Source organism: Eisenbergiella tayi, from assembly GCF_001881565.1.
GTDB lineage: Bacteria > Bacillota > Clostridia > Lachnospirales > Lachnospiraceae > Eisenbergiella > Eisenbergiella tayi.
The window spans coordinates 562386-584261 of record NZ_MPDJ01000004.1; the positions used below are offsets into that span (position 1 = coordinate 562386).

The 21876-nt window shown below is 45.3% G+C and carries 16 protein-coding genes; 4 read left to right on the forward strand and 12 right to left on the reverse strand.

Annotated features, from left to right (window positions below; genetic code table 11):
- Window positions 1–49: 49 nt before the first annotated feature.
- Window positions 50–5842, reverse strand: coding sequence for a DUF3320 domain-containing protein (locus BLA28_RS17125; RefSeq protein WP_069158281.1), 5793 nt, complete (start codon window positions 5840–5842; stop codon window positions 50–52).
- Between the two features lie 311 nt (window positions 5843–6153).
- Here BLA28_RS17125 and BLA28_RS17130 point away from each other — a divergent pair, with 311 nt between their 5' ends.
- On the forward strand, window positions 6154–6696 hold the full coding sequence (locus tag BLA28_RS17130; protein WP_069158282.1) for a Uma2 family endonuclease: 543 nt from the start codon (window positions 6154–6156) through the stop codon (window positions 6694–6696).
- A gap of 110 nt (window positions 6697–6806) precedes the next feature.
- On the opposite strand, the gene BLA28_RS17135 is transcribed toward BLA28_RS17130, so the two are convergent.
- Genes BLA28_RS17135 through BLA28_RS17145 form a run of 3 tightly spaced genes read right to left on the reverse strand, consistent with a single transcriptional unit; the run spans window position 6807 to window position 9215 of the window.
- A complete protein-coding gene (locus tag BLA28_RS17135) occupies window positions 6807–7634 on the reverse strand; it encodes a DUF4037 domain-containing protein (protein WP_069158283.1) in 828 nt (275 codons plus the stop codon).
- Between the two features lie 21 nt (window positions 7635–7655).
- A complete protein-coding gene (locus BLA28_RS17140; protein ID WP_069158284.1) occupies window positions 7656–8567 on the reverse strand; it encodes a phosphotransferase in 912 nt (303 codons plus the stop codon).
- Between the two features lie 27 nt (window positions 8568–8594).
- Window positions 8595–9215, reverse strand: coding sequence for a hypothetical protein (locus BLA28_RS17145; RefSeq protein ID WP_069158285.1), 621 nt, complete (start codon window positions 9213–9215; stop codon window positions 8595–8597).
- A 180-nt stretch (window positions 9216–9395) separates the two neighbouring features.
- Between BLA28_RS17145 and BLA28_RS17150 the strand changes: the two genes are divergently transcribed.
- Window positions 9396–10340 carry a multicopper oxidase domain-containing protein gene (locus tag BLA28_RS17150; protein WP_069158286.1) on the forward strand — a complete coding sequence of 315 codons (945 nt, stop codon included), beginning with the start codon at window positions 9396–9398 and terminating at the stop codon, window positions 10338–10340.
- Between the two features lie 24 nt (window positions 10341–10364).
- On the opposite strand, the gene BLA28_RS17155 is transcribed toward BLA28_RS17150, so the two are convergent.
- The 8 genes from BLA28_RS17155 to BLA28_RS17190 form a co-directional block, all read right to left on the reverse strand.
- On the reverse strand, window positions 10365–10784 hold the full coding sequence (locus tag BLA28_RS17155; RefSeq protein ID WP_069158287.1) for an NUDIX hydrolase: 420 nt from the start codon (window positions 10782–10784) through the stop codon (window positions 10365–10367).
- A gap of 27 nt (window positions 10785–10811) precedes the next feature.
- Window positions 10812–12116: a type II restriction enzyme gene (locus BLA28_RS17160; RefSeq protein WP_069158288.1), complete on the reverse strand. Its 1305-nt coding sequence runs from the start codon at window positions 12114–12116 to the stop codon at window positions 10812–10814.
- A gap of 48 nt (window positions 12117–12164) precedes the next feature.
- Window positions 12165–12656 carry a DUF3795 domain-containing protein gene (locus tag BLA28_RS17165; protein ID WP_069158289.1) on the reverse strand — a complete coding sequence of 164 codons (492 nt, stop codon included), beginning with the start codon at window positions 12654–12656 and terminating at the stop codon, window positions 12165–12167.
- Window positions 12657–12712: 56 nt separating this feature from the next.
- Window positions 12713–13300: a GNAT family N-acetyltransferase gene (locus BLA28_RS17170; protein WP_169897263.1), complete on the reverse strand. Its 588-nt coding sequence runs from the start codon at window positions 13298–13300 to the stop codon at window positions 12713–12715.
- Window positions 13301–13325: 25 nt separating this feature from the next.
- The gene (locus BLA28_RS17175) at window positions 13326–14351 is read right to left on the reverse strand and encodes a phosphotransferase enzyme family protein (protein ID WP_069158290.1); all 1026 of its coding nucleotides are present in this window, start codon (window positions 14349–14351) and stop codon (window positions 13326–13328) included.
- Window positions 14352–14370: 19 nt separating this feature from the next.
- Window positions 14371–14919, reverse strand: coding sequence for a hypothetical protein (locus BLA28_RS17180; protein WP_069158291.1), 549 nt, complete (start codon window positions 14917–14919; stop codon window positions 14371–14373).
- Between the two features lie 31 nt (window positions 14920–14950).
- Window positions 14951–15622, reverse strand: coding sequence for a hypothetical protein (locus tag BLA28_RS17185; protein WP_069158292.1), 672 nt, complete (start codon window positions 15620–15622; stop codon window positions 14951–14953).
- A 104-nt stretch (window positions 15623–15726) separates the two neighbouring features.
- Window positions 15727–17934, reverse strand: a complete 2208-nt coding sequence (locus BLA28_RS17190; RefSeq protein ID WP_069158293.1) for a sigma-70 family RNA polymerase sigma factor — start codon at window positions 17932–17934, stop codon at window positions 15727–15729.
- Between the two features lie 716 nt (window positions 17935–18650).
- Here BLA28_RS17190 and BLA28_RS17195 point away from each other — a divergent pair.
- Together BLA28_RS17195 and BLA28_RS17200 are read left to right on the forward strand one after the other, a co-directional pair.
- Window positions 18651–18896 carry a hypothetical protein gene (locus BLA28_RS17195; protein ID WP_069158294.1) on the forward strand — a complete coding sequence of 82 codons (246 nt, stop codon included), beginning with the start codon at window positions 18651–18653 and terminating at the stop codon, window positions 18894–18896.
- A gap of 63 nt (window positions 18897–18959) precedes the next feature.
- Window positions 18960–21746: a hypothetical protein gene (locus tag BLA28_RS17200; RefSeq protein WP_069158295.1), complete on the forward strand. Its 2787-nt coding sequence runs from the start codon at window positions 18960–18962 to the stop codon at window positions 21744–21746.
- Window positions 21747–21876: the final 130 nt, after the last annotated feature.

Below are 21876 nucleotides of genomic sequence, written 5' to 3' on the forward strand. Positions count from 1 at the left end.
AAGCTTCTTACGGAGGACTTACTTTCTCCGGAAGAAGCTCTCTCCGCACTCAGGCCTTCAGCCGCACTCTCTTTTTCTTTTCTCCGTCCTCCGTTTCTGCCCGGCCTTTCTCCTCTGCCAGGGCAAGTCCCCGGGCAACAGAGGCTTCTATTACTGTACCGGCTCTGCTATAGCCAAATTTTCCGGCAGTTTCTCTTATAAAATCGGAATAGGAAAGACTGATTTGTTCCTCCAGCACCTCCCGGACTGCGTTGGCAATTTCCTGAGGACAGATATCTTCTATCGGCCTTTTCTCCCTCTCTCCCGTCCGATAGACAGCATAAGCCTCCGGATCTTGTCCGGGGTTCCATAAAAATTTCGTTTTTCCTCCATAAGTCACAGGAAGCGGAAGACTGCCGCAGGCCTCCTCCAGAATCTGCTCCACCTGATTTCCGGAACGGGAAATAGACCAGAGGGATAATATCTTCTTTTTTAACATTCCCCAGCTGATGGGAGCTTCCGCTTTCAGAAGCTTCAGAATCACCCTGCAGATTGCCTCCCGGTTTTCTGTACGATAGAATGTATCCGGGCTTCCCTGCTTTTCCAAAGCAGCTTCCCGATATGCACGGCGATACGGATGAAGGTGTTTCCTTTCTTTTACACTTTCCCAATCAGGAGTCAGGTCTGATTTTTCTTTGATATTATCCGTTTCGATTCCCATGTTGAGTTTCTCCAGACAGCGGCAGATACGATCCCGTTCTTTTTCCGGAGCTTCCAGCCATTCCATAGTCCATACGCGGATAATATTCCATCCCAGTCCTTCCAGTATTCCGGGCTGCAGAAGATATCTGTCTCCGGCTGTTTTGGTTTCCCTGTCGTTTTCCCCATCCAGGAGAATTCCCAGGATATAGGAATCCTGTTCCTTATCCGAAAACACGGCGACATCAATCTGATAGGAGGAACAGCCCACACCGCAGCAGGCTTTATATCCCCGTTCTTCAAGGGCCCCTGCAATCTCACGGGCCAGTATCCGGTTTTTCTCCCCCTTTTCTCCCAGCCGCCGGGGCAGGGCCTGCGTACCTTTCCGGGCATATTCCAGAAATCCCTTAAGTCCGGCCACCCCTTCGGAACGGGTTCTGGACAGATCAATCTGTTCCGGCAGGATCGCGGAATATACCACCATTTCTTTCCTTGCCCTGGTTATTGCCACATTCAGACGCCTCCAGCCGCCTTCCTTATTAAGCGGCCCGAAATTCATGGAAACCTTTCCATTCTTATCCGGCCCATATCCAACGGAAAATAAAATGACATCACGCTCGTCTCCCTGTACATTTTCCAGGTTTTTTATAAAAACCGGCTCAGGAAGGGCTGCATTTCGTACCTCCAGCTCTGTATCCCGGCTAAAGGCTTCCTCCATTAGATCCTCGATCAGGTTCTGCTGTGCGCTGCTGAAGGTGACAACGCCAATGCTATCTTGGGGATTCGTCCGCAGACGGCGCAGTATTTCCGCTGCTATGGCTTCCGCCTCGGCCCGGTTCTGTTTTGTCCTTCCTTTATCATAATATCCTTTTGTCAGCACAAATTTCACCCGGGATATCCTATCATCAGGAGAAGGGAAGGTATACAGCCTGTTCTCATAATACCTCCTGTTGCTGTATGCGATGAGGCTTTCATGACCGGAACGGTAATGCCACTGAAGATATTGCTCCGGCATGGACAGCGCGAGACAGTCCTCCAGCAGACTTTCCCCATCCTCAAGCTCCTGTTCCTCTTCATCGGTCCGGCCTGAGGCAAAAAAGCTGGTGGGCGGCAGCTGTTTGGGATCTCCCGCCACCACACAATTTTTCCCTCTGGCTATGGCTCCCACTGCTTCACTGGTGGGAAGCTGGGATGCCTCGTCAAAAATCACAAGATCGAACCGGGGCCAGGATGGATCCAGATACTGAGCCACTGAAATAGGGCTCATCAGCATACAGGGACAGAGCCTGCGAAGCAGCGTGGGAGCTCGTTCAAACAGCTTCCGTATGGAAAGCATTCTTCCCTTACTGCGGATCACCTTCTGCAGAATCCCCAGTTCTGAAGAGTCGGCACTCTGAATTCCGGGTACCGGTATGGAGGAGGACAGCTTTGCCGCAAGCTCCTGTACTGTCAGCTGTCTGAAATTTTCAGTCATATCCCTGAACTGCCGTATCAGGGCTTCCTGTGCGGCCCCCTGAAAACAGGCCAGCGCCGGCTCCTCATTTATCCCATCCCGTATGCAGGTCTGGTACATGCTGCATTCCCAGGCCATTTCCAACTCTTCAGAAGCCACCCCTCCTTCCCGGAAAGCATCCTGCACACAGGATAATCCCCGGGACAGCAGCCCATCTTCGGCCTGCAGGAACAAAACCCAGTCACGCAGGCCGTTCATTCCATCCTTAAGTCCGGAAAACTGTTTCTCCAGCTGTTTCAGCCAATCTTTACCACCATCACAGCAGCCGGGCAGTTCTGTCCCATCGGTCAGGATTCCATACTCCTTCCGCAGCCTGTCCAGTATGTCCTTAATCCGCTTCCATTCCTGTTGAAATGACTCTGCATCTGTGGAAAAGCTTTCCCTGCCTTCCTGGATGATTTTTTGAATCTGATCCCTGTCTACTTTCTTCTCCAGTCCGTCAAGTGCCTCCCGGAGCCGGAAGGTTCGTGACAGGGACCTTTCAAGCTTATCCCAGTCCGTAATCTCCCCAGCCCATATCTCAGGAAACAGGCTGTACAGCTTCTCCGGTACAGCCGCCAATGCTTCTCTGCAGCTGCCGAACTGATTCAAAAGAATACAGTCGGACTCCATCGTTTCCTTTCGTATTTCTTCGGGGTGCAGGGCATACTTTTTTAATTGCTTTTTCAGCCTGCCGCACTGGAATATCCGGGAAAGAAACCTGTTGCTGTTCGCGCCTTCCCATTGGCGGAACAGTTCTTTTCCGTCAATATCCCGTATGGCAGGATTAAAACGTTGAAAAAGCTGTCCTTCCAGCTTATTTAATTCTTTTCCCAGCTCCAGCAGCCGGATAGTCTGTGAACGAACTTCGCTTATATCTCCCAAGTCTATTATTTTTCCCAGGAGCATTCCTTCCTCCGCAATCACTTCCGACAGGACTGCTGCCGCCTCAAGCTCTTTTCTGTTCAGAGTATCAGAAAAACCATAAGCGGCGGCGAATCTATGTAATGCCTCTCTCAGCCGGGACAACTGCCGGCCTGCTTCCTCCAAATCCTGACACAGAAAGTCCTTTAACTCCTGTGAATAGGAACGTCCCTGGTAACTTAAAAAGGGAGTTTTCCTGATATCCCCGATCTCTCCGGCAGCAGCCGCATACCGTATAACAGCTTCTCTCCATTCCTGTATGTCTTCCTCTCTTCCTTCTGTAAGCAGGCGAGAAGGGAAAACAAGCCCCCTGTCGGCATTTTTTCTTTCCTCATACCGGCAGACCGCCTCATAAAGGGAAATCCCCAGAAAGCGTTTTTTATGAAGCGCTTTTACCGGCTCATTCAATTTTCGGCGAAGATCGCCCAGCTGTTTTGCCGTCCGCAGATATTCCTCCGGATGTTTAATCCTTCCAATCTCCAAAGTGCGCTCCAGCTTTTCCAAAACGGAACGTTTATTTGCCTTGTTGGAATGCAGCTCCAGGCAGAAGGGATCCAGGCCGATAGCTTCCAGGCGGCGCTGAACTACCGTAAGCGCTGCCATTTTCTCCGCGACAAATAATACGGTTTTTCCCTGGCCGAGGGCATTGGCAATCATATTTGCAATAGTCTGGGATTTGCCCGTCCCGGGCGGCCCGTGCAGAACAAAGCTTTCTCCCCCGGCCGCAGCCGCAATTGCCGCAAGCTGAGAAGAATCGGCACTTAAGGGCACTGCCGCCTCCTCCGGCGCTATCCGTTCATCCAGTTCTTCCTCAGAAACAATATCTTCGCGGGTCTCCCATTTCATTTGCCCGTCGAGAAGGCTTTTTACCACCTTATTCCGCATAAGTTCCCGGGAACGGCTGTGAATATCGTTCCACATAATAAACCGGCTGAAAGAAAACAGACCCAGAAAGGCGAATTCTTCCACATCCCAACGGCTCTTCTCCATAACACTGCGGCGCACGGTACGGAAAATCAAAGCAAGATCAATGCCATTGCCGTCCTCCGGCAATGGAGCCATTCCCGGTATGCTAATTCCGTAAAACTGCCGGAGCATTTCCAGCAGAGTTATATTCACCCGGGCTTCCTCCTGACGCATGCGGACAGTATATCCGCCGGTACGCGCCTTCCGAACCAGTTCTACAGGAACCAGGATAAGAGGAGCATACCTGGCCCGCTCACTTACCTCCGACTCATACCACCGAAGGAATCCGAGCGCTATATACAGGGTATTGGCGCCGTTCTCCTCCATACTTTTTCTGGCATTCCGATACAAGATTTTCAGATTTTCTTTCAATTCCTGCAGCGGGAGAAAGGTCCGTATTCTTCCGGCATCCAACTCCGCCGACGCAATAGCTTTTACTAAATCCTGCTCTGTTTCTATAGGTGACAGCCAGGAAGAAAAAAGCCGTGTTGGAAGCCCTTCCGGACGTTCACTGATAAGGAATTCCTTCTCTTTCGCCAGCGAATCCTCCCATTCATACAAATCCGCAGTGAGGAACTGCAGGGTACTGCGTGTCATACGGAAATTAAGTAGGGTATTGCGCAGGCTCAGATCCAGAAGCTGACGTTCCCATACCTTCTGCCTGCTCACCGGGCCTGCTGCCTCCTCCGGCATATTTTCCTCAAAACCGGCCTGTACTGGCTTTTGAAGGAGCAGCTGTTCCGGCTGCGGCTCATATTCTGCCAGCCGGATTCTGCCATCTTCCCTGATCCGTTCCGGCAGCGGCTGAATCCCGCTTCGGCGGCATTGCGCCACATCTATTGCACACAGGAAATTATCCGGGTCACTGAACCAGTCCTTTCCGTGCTTCTGAGCCTGTTCAAAATCCACCAGTCTCCCTGCCGTAAAATCCAGGCACTCCACTACGGTAATATCAGTAATCCCCTCCGCCATCCGCTTTGTCAGCGCAGTTATTTCATCTGTTTCACAGACCGAAAAACTTTCATCCTCCAGCCAGCAGCCGGCTAATACATGACTTTTCATGAATATCAGCAGCGGATGCAGCCCCACAGCCTCCAGACAGCTGGCATAGAGACAGGCCAATTCTAATGGCGTTCCGCCTTTTGCATCCAGCACACCGACAGGCATGGCTATATGCTGTCCCACTTCATCAAGTCCGCTTTGAGGAATATGGCAGACCAGATTCTGCTCCTGTAAAGCGGTATAAACGGCCGCAAGCTCCAGTCTTACCGCTTCCGGATTTCTGGTCCGATAACCGGTAAAGGACGGACAGTCTGTCCACTGATATAAAAATCCGGTAGCTCTTGCTGCCAGGCCGACAATGCGCGGATGGTATGGCGTCACATAAACTGCCGCCAGCTCCGGCATCATAAGAATACCGCTCCATTCCTCCGGCCCAAGCAGCTCAAGGGTATCCTGCCACTCATAGATAGTTTCTTCTCCCTCGTAAACCTTTACCTGCAGCAGCCCTTCGCTCCTGTCTTCCATACTGTACAGGAATTCTTCCTGTACTGCCAGAGGCACAGGGCTGATTTCAATGGATTTTCCCGATTCCAGAACAGGCAGCCGCTGCTCCCAGTGTTCCATGACAAGAGGCGTCATCGCAATTTCCAGACGCAGCTGATACAACGTTCCGGACGAACAGTTCGTTATGGTAAGAGAGCGGATAACCGGAATATGGCTGCGCTGTATGGCGAAATTGATAATACCGGTAAACTGGCCGGTAACGGTGACTGCTGACATGGTGTATTCCTTTTTATAATTTTATGTATGAAACCTGTTGGTAATAATCATCACAAGTTTACAAGCGACAAATTGACAGAGCCCATTTCAAACACTTTTATTATATTAAAAAATGTAATGCCCCGCAATCATAAAGACCTATGGAAAGCAAGACAGCTTCTGCACGATAACTTCGGTATGTGCACGATAACTTCGGTATGATAGTTTCTAAAAGCTGATTATTATGTTATACTATTAATATTAGTATATGGAATTACAACAGACACAAATACTTTTAATAATGAAGTAAATTAGTGAAAGGGAGTGATCACATGCCACAGTCCCAGGAAAGAATTTATACCATTGAAGATATTTACGCGCTCCCGAACGGAACGCGTGCAGAACTGATTGACGGACAGATTTACTACATGGCGCCCCCCAGCAGAAAACATCAAAAAATACTATTGTCCCTGTCTCGTGTCATTTCTGATTATATAGACAAAAACAATGGGGCCTGCGAAGTCGACATTGCTCCATTTTCTGTTTTCTTAAATGAGAATGACAAAAATTATGTAGAACCGGATATCAGTATCATCTGTGACCAAAATAAGCTCAACGACAAGGGTTGTGTAGGTGCGCCGGACTGGATAATAGAAATAGTATCTCCCAGCAGCAAACGTATGGATTATATGATAAAACTATTCAAATACCGCACTGCCGGCGTCCGTGAATACTGGATTGTAGATCCGGATAAAGACCGAATAACCCTTTACAATTTCGAGAAAGATGATATCGCAGAGTTTTCCTTTGCAGATGATATTCCGGTCAGTATATATCCCGGTTTTTCCATCAATCTCTCGAAACTGAATATCTGAAAAATTAAGGTTTATAACGTTGGCGGACAATCGGGAATTCGATTGTCTGCCAATTTATTTACTTCTGTAATACTAATACTAATTTTTGTATCCGTATACCTTTTCTTTTTTCACTGATTATTTATCTCCTTTTCCTCCACAATTTCCTTCAGTTCCTCTACCAGTTCCCGCCATATTGCATATGATTCCTCTATTGTTTCCGCACAGACCGAAAGGGCAATCGCCTTCTGCATTCTGCTGTAACAGTCTCTGGGTTTGAGGGGAAAGGAATGAATATACTGCTCCGTCCGCTTCCAACTCGGAAAATAAACTTTATTCAATGCATACAGAGTCTGTAAGAATAAGTCCAGTGAGTGTTGGAACACATGATGGTTAAACACAATATCCTTACGAAGGACAGCGCGCCCTACATTCTCCTCATCCCATATATAAGGATAGCTGGCATCCAAAACTGCTTTACGCAGCCGCTCAGGATATTCCGTCAATTCCTCCTTCATAGCTTCCAGCACTCCTGTTTTATCAACTAAAACATTGATATTTCTCATGGTGGAAAGCCTTCCGAGAGGATAAAATTCTCCCTCCGGTGATATCCTGCTGCCGTCCACCACCGAATTTATATAGTCCCTCATTTCTTCCGCAAGGAAATACATGAACATTGTTTCCACACCGTCAATCAGCAGAATATCACCGGTCCTCCAATGAATATCGGCTTTGCACACTTCCATATTCAATTCTGTAAAAAGCTCCTCCTGCCGGTTATAACAGCTGATTCTTTCTTCCATGGAAGGGATTTTACTGCATAATACAAACAAATCATAATCTCCGAATCCGGGAATGGGAACTTCATCCGGATCGCCTGTCTGTCCGATGGCTTCCACACCCTCCATCGTTGCCACTTCTTTCACAAAAATATCCTTTTTTTCTGCCACTCCCGCCATTTTTCTTCCTCCTGCACGATTTTATTCTTCCAGCATTTTATGAATCTGAGCTTCCTGTCCGCGGACAAAATAAAACATCTTAAGCGCATTATTCCGGAAATCAGCCTGCTCAGGCAGATTGAAATAAGCAGCAAATAGCAGTTCAATATTCTCCATCACATAAGGGAACGCCCTTTTTTCTTCAGGGAGTAAAGGAATCCACTTTTCATAGCCTGCTGCCGCATCCTTCACAATCCTCAGCCATTCCTCCGTATCCAGGCTGCTTCCGATTTGTGAGGAAAGAAGTCCTGTCAGGAAATAGCAGATATCAAAAATACGAATATTTTTCTGGCTCAGATCGAAATCAATATAGCCCGAAAATTCACCATGATCGAATAAAAAATTACCAAAGTGGACATCTCTGTGAATCACCTGGCGCGGAAGCATATCATATCCATCCTGCAGATTGCCAACAGCACTGCGGAAGGTTTCTTCATCCAGCCATTTTTCCCGGGACAGGCTTTCGGCAACCCAACCATTCATTTCATCCAGCAGGCTGTTATCCCATAATTCCAGGCGCTCCTCACATTTCCGGAATGCCAGATGCAGGCGTCCCAGAATCTCTCCCATTTTTTCTGCGATGCCCTCCTGTTTTATATCAGTCTCGTTATTTCCCGGTAGCTTCTTTGAAAGCATGTAGTATCTTTCATCACAGCATGCATAAGGGTCCCCTGACGGAATCGGTATGATCTCTGCCACGGGAATTCCCATTTCATGCAGGACAGTAAGCATCTCCGCATTCTTTTTCAGGCTTTCCAAATCCTCGTACCGTTTCAGGACATATTTATCATTGACTTGCCAGGCCGTTGAATAAATCTGTTCTGCCGTTCCTGACAGATTCCAGCATTGCAATATGTTTTCCGGCGCTTCCTTACTTATCGTTTTATCGTTCATCGCTTTTTCCTTTTGCCTTTCTTCTTTCTACAACATCCAGTTTCCAAATACAATTGTCAGTATATCGAGCTTTATCAGGACAAAAAATACCAGGAATGTAATTAGCAGCACCGGGGCACACTGTATTCTCTTTTTGGGGAGTACCAATAATAAGCAAAGACACATGCAGAAATAAATAATCTGCAGCACTGAATTCCCCTTCCCCGTCATGTAAGCCTCTGCAGCAAGCACGGCTATGGGCAGCGAAATCAGGAAATTGGAAAACCATCCCTTTCCACGGGCAAACCATATCAGGAATGCACAGAGCGGAGATACAAGCGCACATAGTCCCCAGAAAAGGATCTGGCTTTTCGGAAAAAAGCCCAGGAAAAGAACTGTGTATGCATAATAAGTAAAAAGAAAAGACATAAAATAGATAAAAGTGCGGATCGCAGCCATTCCGGGAGAATTACAGAAGACTGCCAGCAGAGTTGCCGTAAATATCCATATTCCGAGCCTTCCTCCCAGATCATCAAACACGGGAACTATACCGGTTACTCTGGGATTATCCACCAATTTCGCCAGCAATCCCATGGCAAATCCAATCAAAAGCGCTGTTACCAAATAAGAGAATCTTTTCTTTGCATCGGCCTTGTATTTTCTGCGCATTATTTCCCTCCTGCAGGAGTCACCTTTATTTTACTGCAGGTTCACTCCCGTGCCTTCCACTGACTTATTTCTGAAATAAAAATGAGATAAGCCATATAAAGATAACTCCTGTAAAAAAATCATATTTTGCGGAAACTAAAATATATTGTAGCAACACCAATCTGTAAGGATGAAATATTTATGGTAATTACACCCGGTATTCCGGATCTGCCCTGTACTTTGGCAAATGGGAGAAAATTCTTTGAACTGACTGCGGAGGAGGTTTTGTGGGAACTGGTAGACGGTATTATTGTACGTGCCTGGGGATATAACGGTTCGACACCCGGCCCTACCATTCATGTATATCCCGGAGACAAGGTCACGATCCGTGTCATCAATCATCTTCCTCACCGTACCAGTGTTCACTGGCATGGCCTTGAGGTTCCTAACAATATGGACGGCGTACCGCCTCTGGAGCCTTCTCCCTATATTAATCCCGGTGAATATTTTGATTATTCCTTTACGATCTGCAATCCTCCCGGAACTTATATGTATCATTCCCATGTAGAAGTTCCTATCCAGGATAATGCCGGTCTCTTGGGCGGTCTGATTGTGGAAAATCCCTGTACGCAATGCCCCGGTCCTGATAAGGATTATCTCTGTCTTCTGCAGGAATGGGCTGTAAACGAACTTCCCTGGGGGGATCTCACACCGGGGACCTATCCGCTTACCTTTGTAAAACCCATGTTTAATTTCTTTACCATAAACGGAAAAGCATACCCTCAAACCCTTCCTCTGTATGTAGACTGCGGCGATTTGGTTAGGGTACGTTTCGGCAATATCCAGATGCACCACCATCCCATACATCTGCACGGCCACCAGTTCCGGGTATCAGGTGCGGATGGTTTTCCTATCTCATCCCATTCACAGATCTGTAAAAATACCATACTTGTAGCATCAGGTGAGACCTGGGATATTGAATTCAGAGCCAATAATCCCGGTGTCTGGCCCATGCACTGCCATATGCCCCACCACGTTACCAACAATGGAGTTCCTACACTCGGCGGCATGTTTACCACAGTGACCTATACGGATGTCAACCCGAATGTTCCGGAAATGCATGCTCATTTTCCCACGCTTACATAGATGAAAAACGGGCAGGTTTTTTCTCTAATGGGAAAAAGCCTGCTCCTCCTCATACTGCTTTATCTGTTCCATGATATGCCCCATATTTCCTTCTCCCGCAAAATGGCTCATATCAAAGTAGTTTTGTTCCTTGTCCACCCAAAGCAGTTCATTTACCTCTTCCTTTAAACTCACACTTTTGTTTAGCCATCCGAAAAACACTTCTAGCTTGAGATCCCATGTGAAATAGGTAAGATCCATCAAATGTGTAAGGGAGATATCGGCATCTGTTATCCCTGTTTCCTCTCTCAATTCCCTGTATGCGGCGGCTGCGCTGTCTTCATCCGGTTCCAGCTTTCCTCCCACAAAATTAAGCAGGCCTTTATAAGGATTTTTCCTTCTTTTACATAACAGTACAAATTTGTTCTCTTTATCCAATACAACTACAAGGTTTGCTGTTTTCATTCTGTTCCCTTTCATCCGCACAGAGCTTTACAGATTTGTAAGATTATTCATCCATTTCAGCCAGCCTGAAACGGAACCGGCCCTGCGGACAATCTGGCTTTCATTGCAGACATGAAGCCTTCTCATTTCATCTGCAATTTTATTTTTATCAGGCAGCTGCCCTGTGAGCATCATAGAATCAAAAAATGCGCCGAATATTTCATGTTCCAGAATCAGTTCCACCAGCTTCAGCTGGCGTTTCTTATAATTCAATCGGAAAACCTTCTCACCCAGTGGAGTCAGGGAAACTATCCTTTGTTTATCATCCGCGTGCTTCTCAAACAGGCCAAGGTATCTTCCCGCATTAAAGTAATAATCGGACTGACGGGGTTCAAAATCCATGAGTTCCGCGATTTGAAGCCCTGTCATCGGGTTTTCATACAGATTTTCCAAAAGGGAGATAATCCTGTCCATGGAATTGGCCTGGATGAACGGAATATCCGTATCATTCATATCATCATCCGTGCGGGTCGTTGTATGATTCCTGACCTCCCACAGATCTTCTTTGGTAATCTTCGTATCCTGCAGAGAATAATTTTTGGATTTAACCAATTCAATGGATGAATAATCCTCCGGTATTTTAAAACGGTACTCAAACAGACGGTATATCCGGTTGGAATATACGGAAAATATCAGCCGGATCGGCTTCTTCACTTTATCCTTCCACAGGCGGTAAGGATAATACAGCTGTCTTATATGAAAATCCTCATGTACTACATTTTTAGCTTCCATAATGACCACGGAAGCTTCATTTTCAAAACCGCCGTCAATTTCGCACTGTGCATTATTCACACAGATTTTTTGCTTGATTCCTCTGTGGGTATCCACTTCAAAGGTAAAACATCCGGTTCCCATCCTTCCGTTGAAGGTGGATACGTTTTCACCGGTTCCCAGAAAATCATTTAATATCCCGGAAATAATCAACACATTGATTGCATTGGCTTCCGAACTGATATTATTTATGTCAATGGATTCATAATCGGGAAGCTCCACATGCTCCATCCTTGTAACCGGTTCGTCAAGCGGCGGAATCTCCTGATACAGAAGAAAGTCCCCCAATACATAGGAACTGCGGCTGTCCGGCAGAATGTTGATCTTATTTTTGCGGAGCACCTCGGGAAGCGCATCCGTACTGTCCCACTTTGCCATAAGCCGGGGCTCTCTGAATTCCTTGATTTGGCTGGCCTTAATAGGAAAGCATCCATCTTTCTCGATGTGCTCCAAAATATGATATTTTTCAATTATTGCCTTCCATGCATCGTTGGCAGAAAGATTTTCCTTGTTCTGGGGCATAACCGTTCAACACCTCACCGGATTATTTTTATCTGTTTCGTGCTTCTGCTATTCCTCTAATCCCTTCTTATATCCTGCATAATGAGGAACATGCCGGCGTTCCTCCCAGAATTGTTCTGCGCCTGCTTCGCGTATCCTTTTACCGCCTTCCAGCCACTGTAAATAAACCTCTTCCTCAAAGATACTATGTACTTTATCACAGGGGAACTCAGGGCACTCACCGCAAAAGTCCACTTCATTCTCCTTCACACATTCCAAAAGGAAACAGCCGCGGATACTGCATCCGTTATGTTCACCGTTCCGGCAGCCCCCACATCCCGCTTCACCCATCCTTGTGAGCTCTTCCTGAAATATTTGAAACCGTTCCAAATACGCTTTTTGCCCCGGGCCGGAATGCTTCTCATAAAATTCATACATGCCTTCCAGATAGCCTGATAATTCTCCGGCCAGCTTGCATATGGCACCTTTTTCATAACCGCCGCAGGTATAACACATCAGAGAACAGGGCGCGATATTTTCCAGCAATTCTTTCCGTTCCATTTTTTTGTCGTCTCCTTCCTTTGGGAAATAATAGTTTTTTCCATTTCCTTTACTGTCTATTTCTCTGATCCATTAAAATAATCCCCAGAAAGAATTGCATAACAAACCTTATCAAATATGCCATTGTTGCAAATGCAGGCCTGACGCAGAGTACCTTCATAAATCATTCCGCATTTCTGCATGACCCTGCCTGATGCCGGATTTTTATCGGCATGATATGCATAAATCCGATTAAAACCTACTTCTCTAAAAAAGAACGAAATCACTGCATTCACAGCCTCGGTCATAATTCCCTGATTCCACCAGCTGCGTCCCAGTTCATAAGCCAGCTCCACCTGATTTATATGATCGTCCGGATGCATTCCGAATAACCTGCCCACTACTGTTCCTGAATCCTTAACCTGGATCGCCCAGCTGTAACGATTAAGCCTGTCATATGCTCCAAACCATCCCTCAGTAAACATTCCCGCTGAATATATGACATCTGACACGCTGTTCATTGGCTTATAGTTAGTCCATTTCCAGACCTCTTTATCACTCCAGCAATTATTAAAGATTGGCTCCAAATCTTCCTCTGTAAATTGACGCAGTATAAGACGCCCGGTTTCTATCGTTACCGTTCCTTTGTGGTTTATTGTATTCAATTTACCTATCTCCCAGAATTTTTCTTTATAAGCTGCATCTGTCGAGCCACAGACGGAACATTTTTATCTGACTATCGAAATAATCATCCTGATACCAGCAGCATCCGGCATTTCTGTCCATAACATCCGCATGAAGCCCCATTAACCACAGCTGCCGCAAAGCAGCGAATGCCGGGATGGTTTCCTTTTCTTCTGCGGAAAGCGGTCTGACGGATTCATAGCCTTCCAGATATTTTTTCCAGACACTGCCTTCTATATAGTTTTCATCAAGAAATGTTTCATTCCATGCATAGACGCAGATGTCATATGCTCTCCATCCATAACCCATACAGTCAAAATCGAATAATGTAGGCTTATCTCCTGCAAAAAATACATTGCCGCTGTGAACATCACCATGGCAGAATCCATAAACAGGCGCAGTTTCCGGCAGTTTTCCCTTTATATATCCTGCCAGTTTTTCTGCACTCTCTTTCAGGAAAGAAAAATCCTGTTCCCTGTCTGCCAGAAAAGGCCTGATATTCGAGAGCGGTTTTTCCACCAGCTGGCACATATCAATGGGCGGCCTGGATACCTGAAACTTCTCCCTGTCGGATATATTGTGTATCCCGGCAAGCATGCTCCCCAAATTACAGGCGCTGCTCTCTTTATCATCCGACGGGCTGTTAGGTGCCTCCGTAAACAGCATGGCATAACGAATTCCTTCCGGCGCATACAGCTCCCAGACATAATCCTCCTGCCGTCCCGGCATGCCTTTCATTTTAACCGGCGCAGCCGCCTTAATCCCATTTTGAATCAGTATATTAAGGATGTGCATTTCTTCTTCATAATCCTTTTTTGTATGAAGTCCGGCTAATGATATACGCAGAAAATAAGTCTCTTTCTTTGTTTTTATTCTGTATATATCGTTCATTCCATAATCGAACAGCCTGCACTCCACCGGCATTTCCATCCCGTAGCGTTCCAGCAGTTCCTTACGGATATCTTCGGCATCAAATTGAGAATATCTGATTTTCGGCTGTGACTTTTTCCCGTACTCTCTTACTTCTTCCACTTTTTTCCCTCACTCTTTTTCAAACTGTGCAGTGTCTGTATTTACCAACTGTTTCATCGCTCCACACATGCACCTCAATGTATCTTTCCGGACCATATTTCCCATCATCATTCCAATCCTGCGGCAGGCCATATTTATCGATGATTTTCAGGATTTCCTTATAAGTATAAAGCTGGTGACGATATTCTCTGCCGTCATTAATTGTAGGGCTGAATGTAGGCATGGAATCGCCATAGGTAAAAGAAAGTGTATTCATATCAAATTCTTCAACAGGAATTTTTATATATTCACTGTTTTCATACCATGTGCTCAGCCATGGACTGAATTCAACCACCATGTAATGCGGCACGGTTCTGGATATCTTTCCGCCCTTTTTTATAAACTCAGAACGGATTATATTTTCACAATTACGCCTGTATTCAACATATTTATCATGCCTTTGAGCACATTGGGAATTCGGCTTTGTCTGCTTTATTCCGTTAAGTACGGCCTTTGCATCATCAACAGACAAATCTGATAAATTTTGGAATGGCCCTGTAGATTTATCGAAAAAATGATATAAATACATTTCATTAACCTCTTATTAAATGCTGCCTTAACTAAAGCAGGTAACCAACAGCGAGCAGCAAATAACTGTAAAGACATCTTTTCCGCATCTTAAGATACATGATTCCTCCTAAAACAGAAAACAGCATGCAGGAAATCCCATTCCATATTTCCAGGCCGACTCCCCTTGAAACAAAATGAAAAACTCCCCAGGTTAATGCCAGAATAATACCTCCAAAAGGAATCCTGCTTTCTCTTTTCAGTCCGGTTTCCGCGGCTTTTTGCCCGAATATGATAATCAGGAGGACAAGCCCCACCTCGAATATATAGTAAAGATATTGGGTCAGAAAAGAAAATACACTTTTTCCCTTCGCCTCTCCGATTATCTTCCATGTATGCCAGTCTATAAAGGTCATAACCTTACAGGCGGCGAGACAGAGAAAAGCAGCAATCCAGTCTCGGGAAGAAATTTTTTCCGTATCGAGATTCTTTACAGGAAAATCATAGCGCCTGCGGGAAAAAAGTAAGATACTCCCGATGACTGCCGCCCATAGAACTGCCATGATAATGCAGTGAATGCTTCTCTGGTATGGTGTATAATTCCATATATCCACATGCAGAAAGAAGCCTTCAATGACAAAAATCGAGACATATTCCAAAAGAAAGGCTGAAAAACTGAGCAGGCTCATATACAAATATCCGGTCCATTTTATTCTGTTACTCATTCTGTCCCCCACATTACGTATTAGTTATATGGTACTATCCCCCGGTAAAAAAAGCAATGAAAACAAAATTACGGCAGACAGTTCCTTTTAGAAGGACAAAACAGCTATGCCGTTCTGTGCCTTTTATAGGAAACAAAATGTTTTAAATCCGTGATTATTTCCGTAAGCTTCTTCCTGCCGTCTTCCGGGGTTTTGTGCCCGGTATCATAATTTTCCACATACCTTTCCAGCCATTCAACGCAGATACTGTCATCAATATCATTTCTGTAAGCATAGGCCACCACTCCCACCAAAGCCGGAAGATTTCCCTGTTCAAAAAGCCTGGAATTATTATTCACATTCAGCGTCCAGTCGTTCAGCGCGCCAAGATACAAAAGGGTATCATAAATAACATCATCATCAAAAGAATTGCTTTCGATATATTCCCTGACTGCCTTGTCGGAAAGCTGTGTTTTTCCGGAAACCACCATGAGAGACTGAACCGCTATCTTTATTTTTTCTTTTTCAGGCCGTACCCGGATCATCTTTACAATATCGCTTTCATTGAACTCGTCCACAAACTGCTGCAGTTTTTCACTGGTAATATCGAATTTTTCAACAGTTTCCTTCTTCTTAACATGCAGAAATTCATCCATCAGTGTCTCAAGCAGGTTAAGCTTACGGATTACAATATTTTTATCTTTTGTGGATTTTTCCTTTAAATCATCATAGGATACTCCCGATACTTTTCTGCTGTGCAGACTGTTTTTAAATTCCTGCATAAAGCAGACAAATCTTTCATCATCCATTCCCAGACGGGCAAAACGGTGGAATAATCCGAACCACAGGAAGGAATCCCTGGAATTGAACATATCCGATACATCCGGTGTTATCACCTCGTCAAGCCTGTCTATATATTCTTCAAATGTATTAAAGTGGATTATTCTTGCGTTTTCCTTCAGATATGTACAGATATCCTCATTCTTTTTCTTCCAGTCTTCCGGGAAATTGATAGCCATCACACTTTCGGTAATCACCCGGTCCATTGTCCCGTTGGCAAACTCCGAAACCCTGTAATTCCCTTTATCCTTGAAGAAATGCTTCTCCGCAATTGCCTTTGCAATACGGGCATACTGTTCTCCCAGATGGGTAATTCCCTTCTGGGCCACCGACATGGGCTTGGAGGCATTGTACCTTCTTATATGGTATTCGATATCCTCATTGCTGCAGTTGAGGTACTGTGTCACTTCAAAATTATACTCGTTGAAGCTCCGCTGCAGTTTTTCCGGCAGATCCGAATAGCATTTCCCTCTGATATCGCATTCCTTCACCTCATATCGGGGAAGTCCGTTCTCATCCAGAAGAATTTTTCCGTCCTCGGTTTCTGCCGCCGTCTGGTATTTGATCAGGTACCTCTCTACATTTTTGCTGATCCGAAAGCCATTTCTACGGAAACTTTCCACGTTGGAACAGCGCTGTTTCCCGTCAATGGCCCAGATAATCACCACTCCGTCTATCACCTGTTCTGCAAAGACCAGCGGAGGAATCGGGTTATCCTGGAGGATATCCGATATGAGGTTCCCCCTCATCACATTGCTCCATTGTTCGGATTCTCGCTGCAGCGGATGATCCAAACGGATGGAATAGTCATACATTCTCTGTATGATGGCATATACCTGGTAATTTTTCGGTTTACTTTTTTCTGCTGTCTGCGTTAATATCTGACTCATATTAATTTCCTCCTCCACACATTTCTTATCCTTCTTTTTCCCCCGAAGTAAGAGCTGAACCTTGTCGAAATTCTTCAGTTTCTCCAGATTTATCTTATAACTGTTTTCCGTAATGCGCAGTCTTTCTATAATTTGCGGCTTCGTAAATCCGTCCATTTTCAGTTCAACAATCTGACGCTGGGTATCTGATAATGCGCTAAAATAGGCAGCCATCCTTTCCTCCGAAAAAACAGCTTTCTCTTTATCCGCTTCCTTTTCTATATGAAAATCCGATACCAGGATATCTCCGAGCACCGTATCCCCCTCTCCTATGGGCGTATCAAGTGAAACAGAGTTGAGATCCGCCTTCCGTTTTTCCCTGTTTCTGCGTGTGACTTCTGTTTTTATCCGATTGGACAGACAGCTGTAGAGAAAGGAATCAAACCTCTGTTTCCTGTCATATCTTCGCAGCATGTCCACAAAAACCTCATTCGCCAGGGAATAAAAATCATCATAATCCTTCTGTGTCACTCCGCCGAAGCCGGACAGGATTTTATCTACCATGTTTCTTATCTTCTTCGCATTTTGTGCATAGTACTCCTTTAATAAAGGCGTATTATCCATGAATTCACCTCCGAAATAAATCCTTATAAACTATTGTTCCATTTCAATGCCTGTTGCCGGATAAGCGTAAACTTAAGAAAAGGCTTCGGATAATGACGGAATCCGGCCTTTCAGTACTGCCTCCGAACAGGGGTATGTAAAGCTGACGTTTGGCTGTTTTCATTTCACAGCCGAACGTTAATTTATAGTAAAAGGGAATTTTGCAGAAGTGCTTGACTATACAACAATTGTTATGTAATAATGCAGATGTATAGCTTCTGCTGTACTTCATAAACCTACTGCTTTAGGGCAAGGGCTTATGTAATATGTGCTTAAGACCAATCCGAGGTGCGCCAACACCGTTTGAGGATTGGTCTTTTTTTGTTCCCTTTGATAGCTTGAGTATATATCGAACATATGTTCTTGTCAATATTTATTCGAACATACGTTCTGTTTTTTCAATTCTTTTTCTTCCTTTATATTCCATATCTTACTATATCCCATGTCCCATTAACCGGACTCGACTTTTCTTTTCCATGCAGCTTTCTCCTTCCATCCGGGTATTTTTCAAACCGCTCCCTGACCAGATACAGGCGGAATGAGAAAAAACATCCGCTCCCGATGCAAACGAGAGGCCATAATCTCCCTGGCTGTGAACCACCCGTTTTTTCCCCGAATGGAGAAATAGAGTATATTCCCACTAATGTTACTCAAATTTCACAACAGGAGGCAGAACAATGACTCAAATAAAAATACAAATTAAGCAAAATTATATAAAGAACAACATGATCACTTATCTTCCCGCAAATAACAATCCCCCCGTCCCCACACGTGAAGAATTCCACCGGCAATACGCCGGCAGCATCTGCCCACCGGATTTCAGCACCGAATATCCTTCTTCCCACATCACCGACAGGATAGCCCGTTCCCTGCAATTGTACCGGGAAAAACGAACCGAACTGCCCTGCACGAATGAGAAGTGATTTTCAGGATCACCGCATGATTAACCTGCACTGCCATTTTTAATAAGGAAGGGAGAAACTTAAATGAACGAAACAGGAATTAAAATTCTGAATATTAAAGCCGGTACTCTGTATGGTTACAATCTGGGCATCCGGGACCGTTACGACTACACAACCGGCGTATTTAACCACAGTCTGTTCCGCATTTTTCTTCAGAAAAACGGGATGAAAATAACGAAAGGCCAAAGTACAAAGGATATCATCTGCCTTGATTTTGACTTCGGTTCCCGTTCCTACGAAGAAGAACGGAAGCATTTGACCGATCTGTTAAATAAGGCCGATGATGAGGCCGCCCGGGAAAACATCCGCCGCATTATGGAAAAAGTGGAACAGAATAAATATAAATACGTGAAAAAGAGCAAGGAAGAAATAAGGGAGCTTTTTTACCAGGAAGGGGTTTCAGTTACCTATCCCACTAAGGATCGGCAGGGAAATATTATAAAGGAAGAAACCATACACTATCGAATGCTCTACCGGAACAGTTCAAAAGCCAAGCTGGGCCAGGTCATGTTCCTGAATGAAAAATTGTATGACGCCGCATATGACTGGCTGACCATGGGCCTCGGCGAAAAAATGCCGGTGGAAAATGCCAAAATTGTGGAGCTGTCCGCCTATGCCCCGCTCACGACAAGCACAATCCTGGATACTCTTTTCATCCCGGCAGAAGACATTCTGATTCTGAAGGATCAGGACAGCTTCTTCACGACTATGGCCAACGTTGTCAAAGCCGAGGATTATGAGGGCTTCGAACGCTGCGTGGACGAGGCCGCCACGGAAAAAGCCAGGCAGCGTGCTCTGGATAAAGGTAACCTGGATTTGCAGGGAAATCCTGTATACAATAAGGTATTCAAAAAAGTCCCTTCCCTCAAAAAGAAATGTGTCGTCGCCTGTGAGCAAACAGATGTCAAAAATACCATGTGGGACGGTATGGGGCTTATGGAAGCCTCCTGTCTTCCGGAATGGGTCAACGGTATGGCGCTGCTTCGGAATCATTTTTTTAAAGCCTGTGCCTTTAAATGCTCCATTCAAAAATTTATGCAGGACTGGTGCAGGGATAACGGCCTTGATTACAATACCTGGCGCATACAGGATATGTTCGGCCAATGGCACAATGCAAAGGACATCAAGCTTATTACCACTCACAATGCCGTCAAATGGATCAAATTCATGGAGCTGATGGGAAATACTCCGGAAGAAGCTTATCTTTACTGGTGCAGAAAGGTTAATGCCGACGGTTCCTGCTTCGGAATCGTTAAAACCGATCATGAAAGCAAGCTGGGAGATGTCCAGCAGATGAGCTACCAGATGCTCAACACCCTCCCCTGCACCAAAGATGACGTGAAGGATATCGCCGCTTACAGTGTAAATTATGTGGAATTACTGAAATCCGACGATCAGGAGTTTGAAAAATTTCTCAGAAAAAATGCCAACGAGGTCAACCACTATGAAATGATGGCCGATTTATACCGAAAGAACCCTGCTTTTGCAGACAGTAAATGGTACCGGTATGAAAAAAGGCAGATCATACGGACATATGTCAATAAATTAAGAAGCGGGAAAATTATGGTCAACGGGGACAACCTGACTATTTGCAGCAATCCCTATGCCCTTCTTCTGTATGCGGCCGGCGGCGACTGGAAAAAGGATCCCACCCTGCTGCATGAAGATGGCACCATCCAGTGCTATACAAGCCGTTTTGGTGACGGGGAATTCCTTTGCGCTTTCCGTTCCCCCCATAACTCCCCCAACAATATCTGTTACCTTCACAATCATTACAGCCCGGAAATGGAGGCCTACTTTCCTTTCAGCAGCAATATCATCGTCGTAAACTGTATCGGCACCGATATTCAGGACAGAGGCAACGGCCTGGATCACGATTCGGATTTTTTCTTCGTGACCGATCATCCCACCTTTGTCAAATATGCGGGGATCTGCTACGAAAAATTCCCCACCATCGTTAACCGCCTGAAGGAAAGCGGGGTAACCTATCGCAAAACCCCCCTTGAGTACGCCCGGATGGATAACAAATTCGCCCTGTCCCGGCGCGGTATCGGGGAATCCAGCAATCTGGCCCAGCTGGCCCTCACCTACTACTGGACCTCCCCCAACCGGGAATTACATGATAACTTCGTGATCCTGTCCGTCCTCGCCCAGGTCATCATTGACGGCTGCAAAAGAGAATATGAGGTGGACGCCCTGTCGGAAATCGAACGCATTAAAAAAATGCCCTGCATGAACCCCACGCTTCATGACGAGAAAAAAGACTATCCTTTCTTTATTAAATATGTAAAAAATATTTCCGTTTCCCAAAAGGGCAAGGATGTCCCTTATGAAGAAAGCCGGGACAAAAAAGCGAAAATCAACGACAGGATCAATCCGAAGCTGGTCTGTCCCATGAACTGGCTTCAGTATTGGCTGGACAAGATCCAGAGTGCCAGTCAGGAAAGCACGATCCCGACCAAACAATTCATCCGCCATTTGGACGGAAAGGCGAATGACCGGCAGATCAGTAAAATCCAGAAGCTTGTTTCCGATTATGACAGCTTTATTAAACGGAATCATGACCGTTTCGAAGAAGAAGACTTTATCTCCGAATTTGACGAAGTGACAAACGAATTCATCTCTTCTATTAAAAAGATTAAAATCGGCAACATGAAAACCATAAACAGGCTGATAGAAATTGCGCTGGACGTTTCAGAAGAAAACAATAACCCCCACTGCAAAAAGAAATACAGCATAAAATATGGAAGGCGGATGCTTAACACCTTATACCGTCAAAATAAGGAGGCTTTTCTGTCAAATTTTATTTAAAAAGCAAAAATACGGAACAGGTGTTCGATTTTTACCATTTTTTCTGCGTTCTCAAGCCTTTCACAGCGTGTTTATTATGAGAGAGTAACAGACTCTCAAACCATTTCCCACTGCGCAGAAAAATGGAAAT

Excerpts from the sequence above, each read along its gene's own strand:
- BLA28_RS17125 (WP_069158281.1), bottom strand. The coding sequence starts at position 5,842 with ATGTCAGCAGTCACCGTTACCGGCCAGTTTACCGGTATTATCAATTTC.
- BLA28_RS17130 (WP_069158282.1), top strand. The coding sequence starts at position 6,154 with ATGCCACAGTCCCAGGAAAGAATTTATACCATTGAAGATATTTACGCG.
- BLA28_RS17135 (WP_069158283.1), bottom strand. The coding sequence starts at position 7,634 with ATGGCGGGAGTGGCAGAAAAAAAGGATATTTTTGTGAAAGAAGTGGCA.
- BLA28_RS17140 (WP_069158284.1), bottom strand. The coding sequence starts at position 8,567 with ATGAACGATAAAACGATAAGTAAGGAAGCGCCGGAAAACATATTGCAA.
- BLA28_RS17145 (WP_069158285.1), bottom strand. The coding sequence starts at position 9,215 with ATGCGCAGAAAATACAAGGCCGATGCAAAGAAAAGATTCTCTTATTTG.
- BLA28_RS17150 (WP_069158286.1), top strand. The coding sequence starts at position 9,396 with ATGGTAATTACACCCGGTATTCCGGATCTGCCCTGTACTTTGGCAAAT.
- BLA28_RS17155 (WP_069158287.1), bottom strand. The coding sequence starts at position 10,784 with ATGAAAACAGCAAACCTTGTAGTTGTATTGGATAAAGAGAACAAATTT.
- BLA28_RS17160 (WP_069158288.1), bottom strand. The coding sequence starts at position 12,116 with ATGCCCCAGAACAAGGAAAATCTTTCTGCCAACGATGCATGGAAGGCA.
- BLA28_RS17165 (WP_069158289.1), bottom strand. The coding sequence starts at position 12,656 with ATGGAACGGAAAGAATTGCTGGAAAATATCGCGCCCTGTTCTCTGATG.
- BLA28_RS17180 (WP_069158291.1), bottom strand. The coding sequence starts at position 14,919 with ATGTATTTATATCATTTTTTCGATAAATCTACAGGGCCATTCCAAAAT.
- BLA28_RS17185 (WP_069158292.1), bottom strand. The coding sequence starts at position 15,622 with ATGAGTAACAGAATAAAATGGACCGGATATTTGTATATGAGCCTGCTC.
- BLA28_RS17190 (WP_069158293.1), bottom strand. The coding sequence starts at position 17,934 with ATGGATAATACGCCTTTATTAAAGGAGTACTATGCACAAAATGCGAAG.
- BLA28_RS17195 (WP_069158294.1), top strand. The coding sequence starts at position 18,651 with ATGACTCAAATAAAAATACAAATTAAGCAAAATTATATAAAGAACAAC.
- BLA28_RS17200 (WP_069158295.1), top strand. The coding sequence starts at position 18,960 with ATGAACGAAACAGGAATTAAAATTCTGAATATTAAAGCCGGTACTCTG.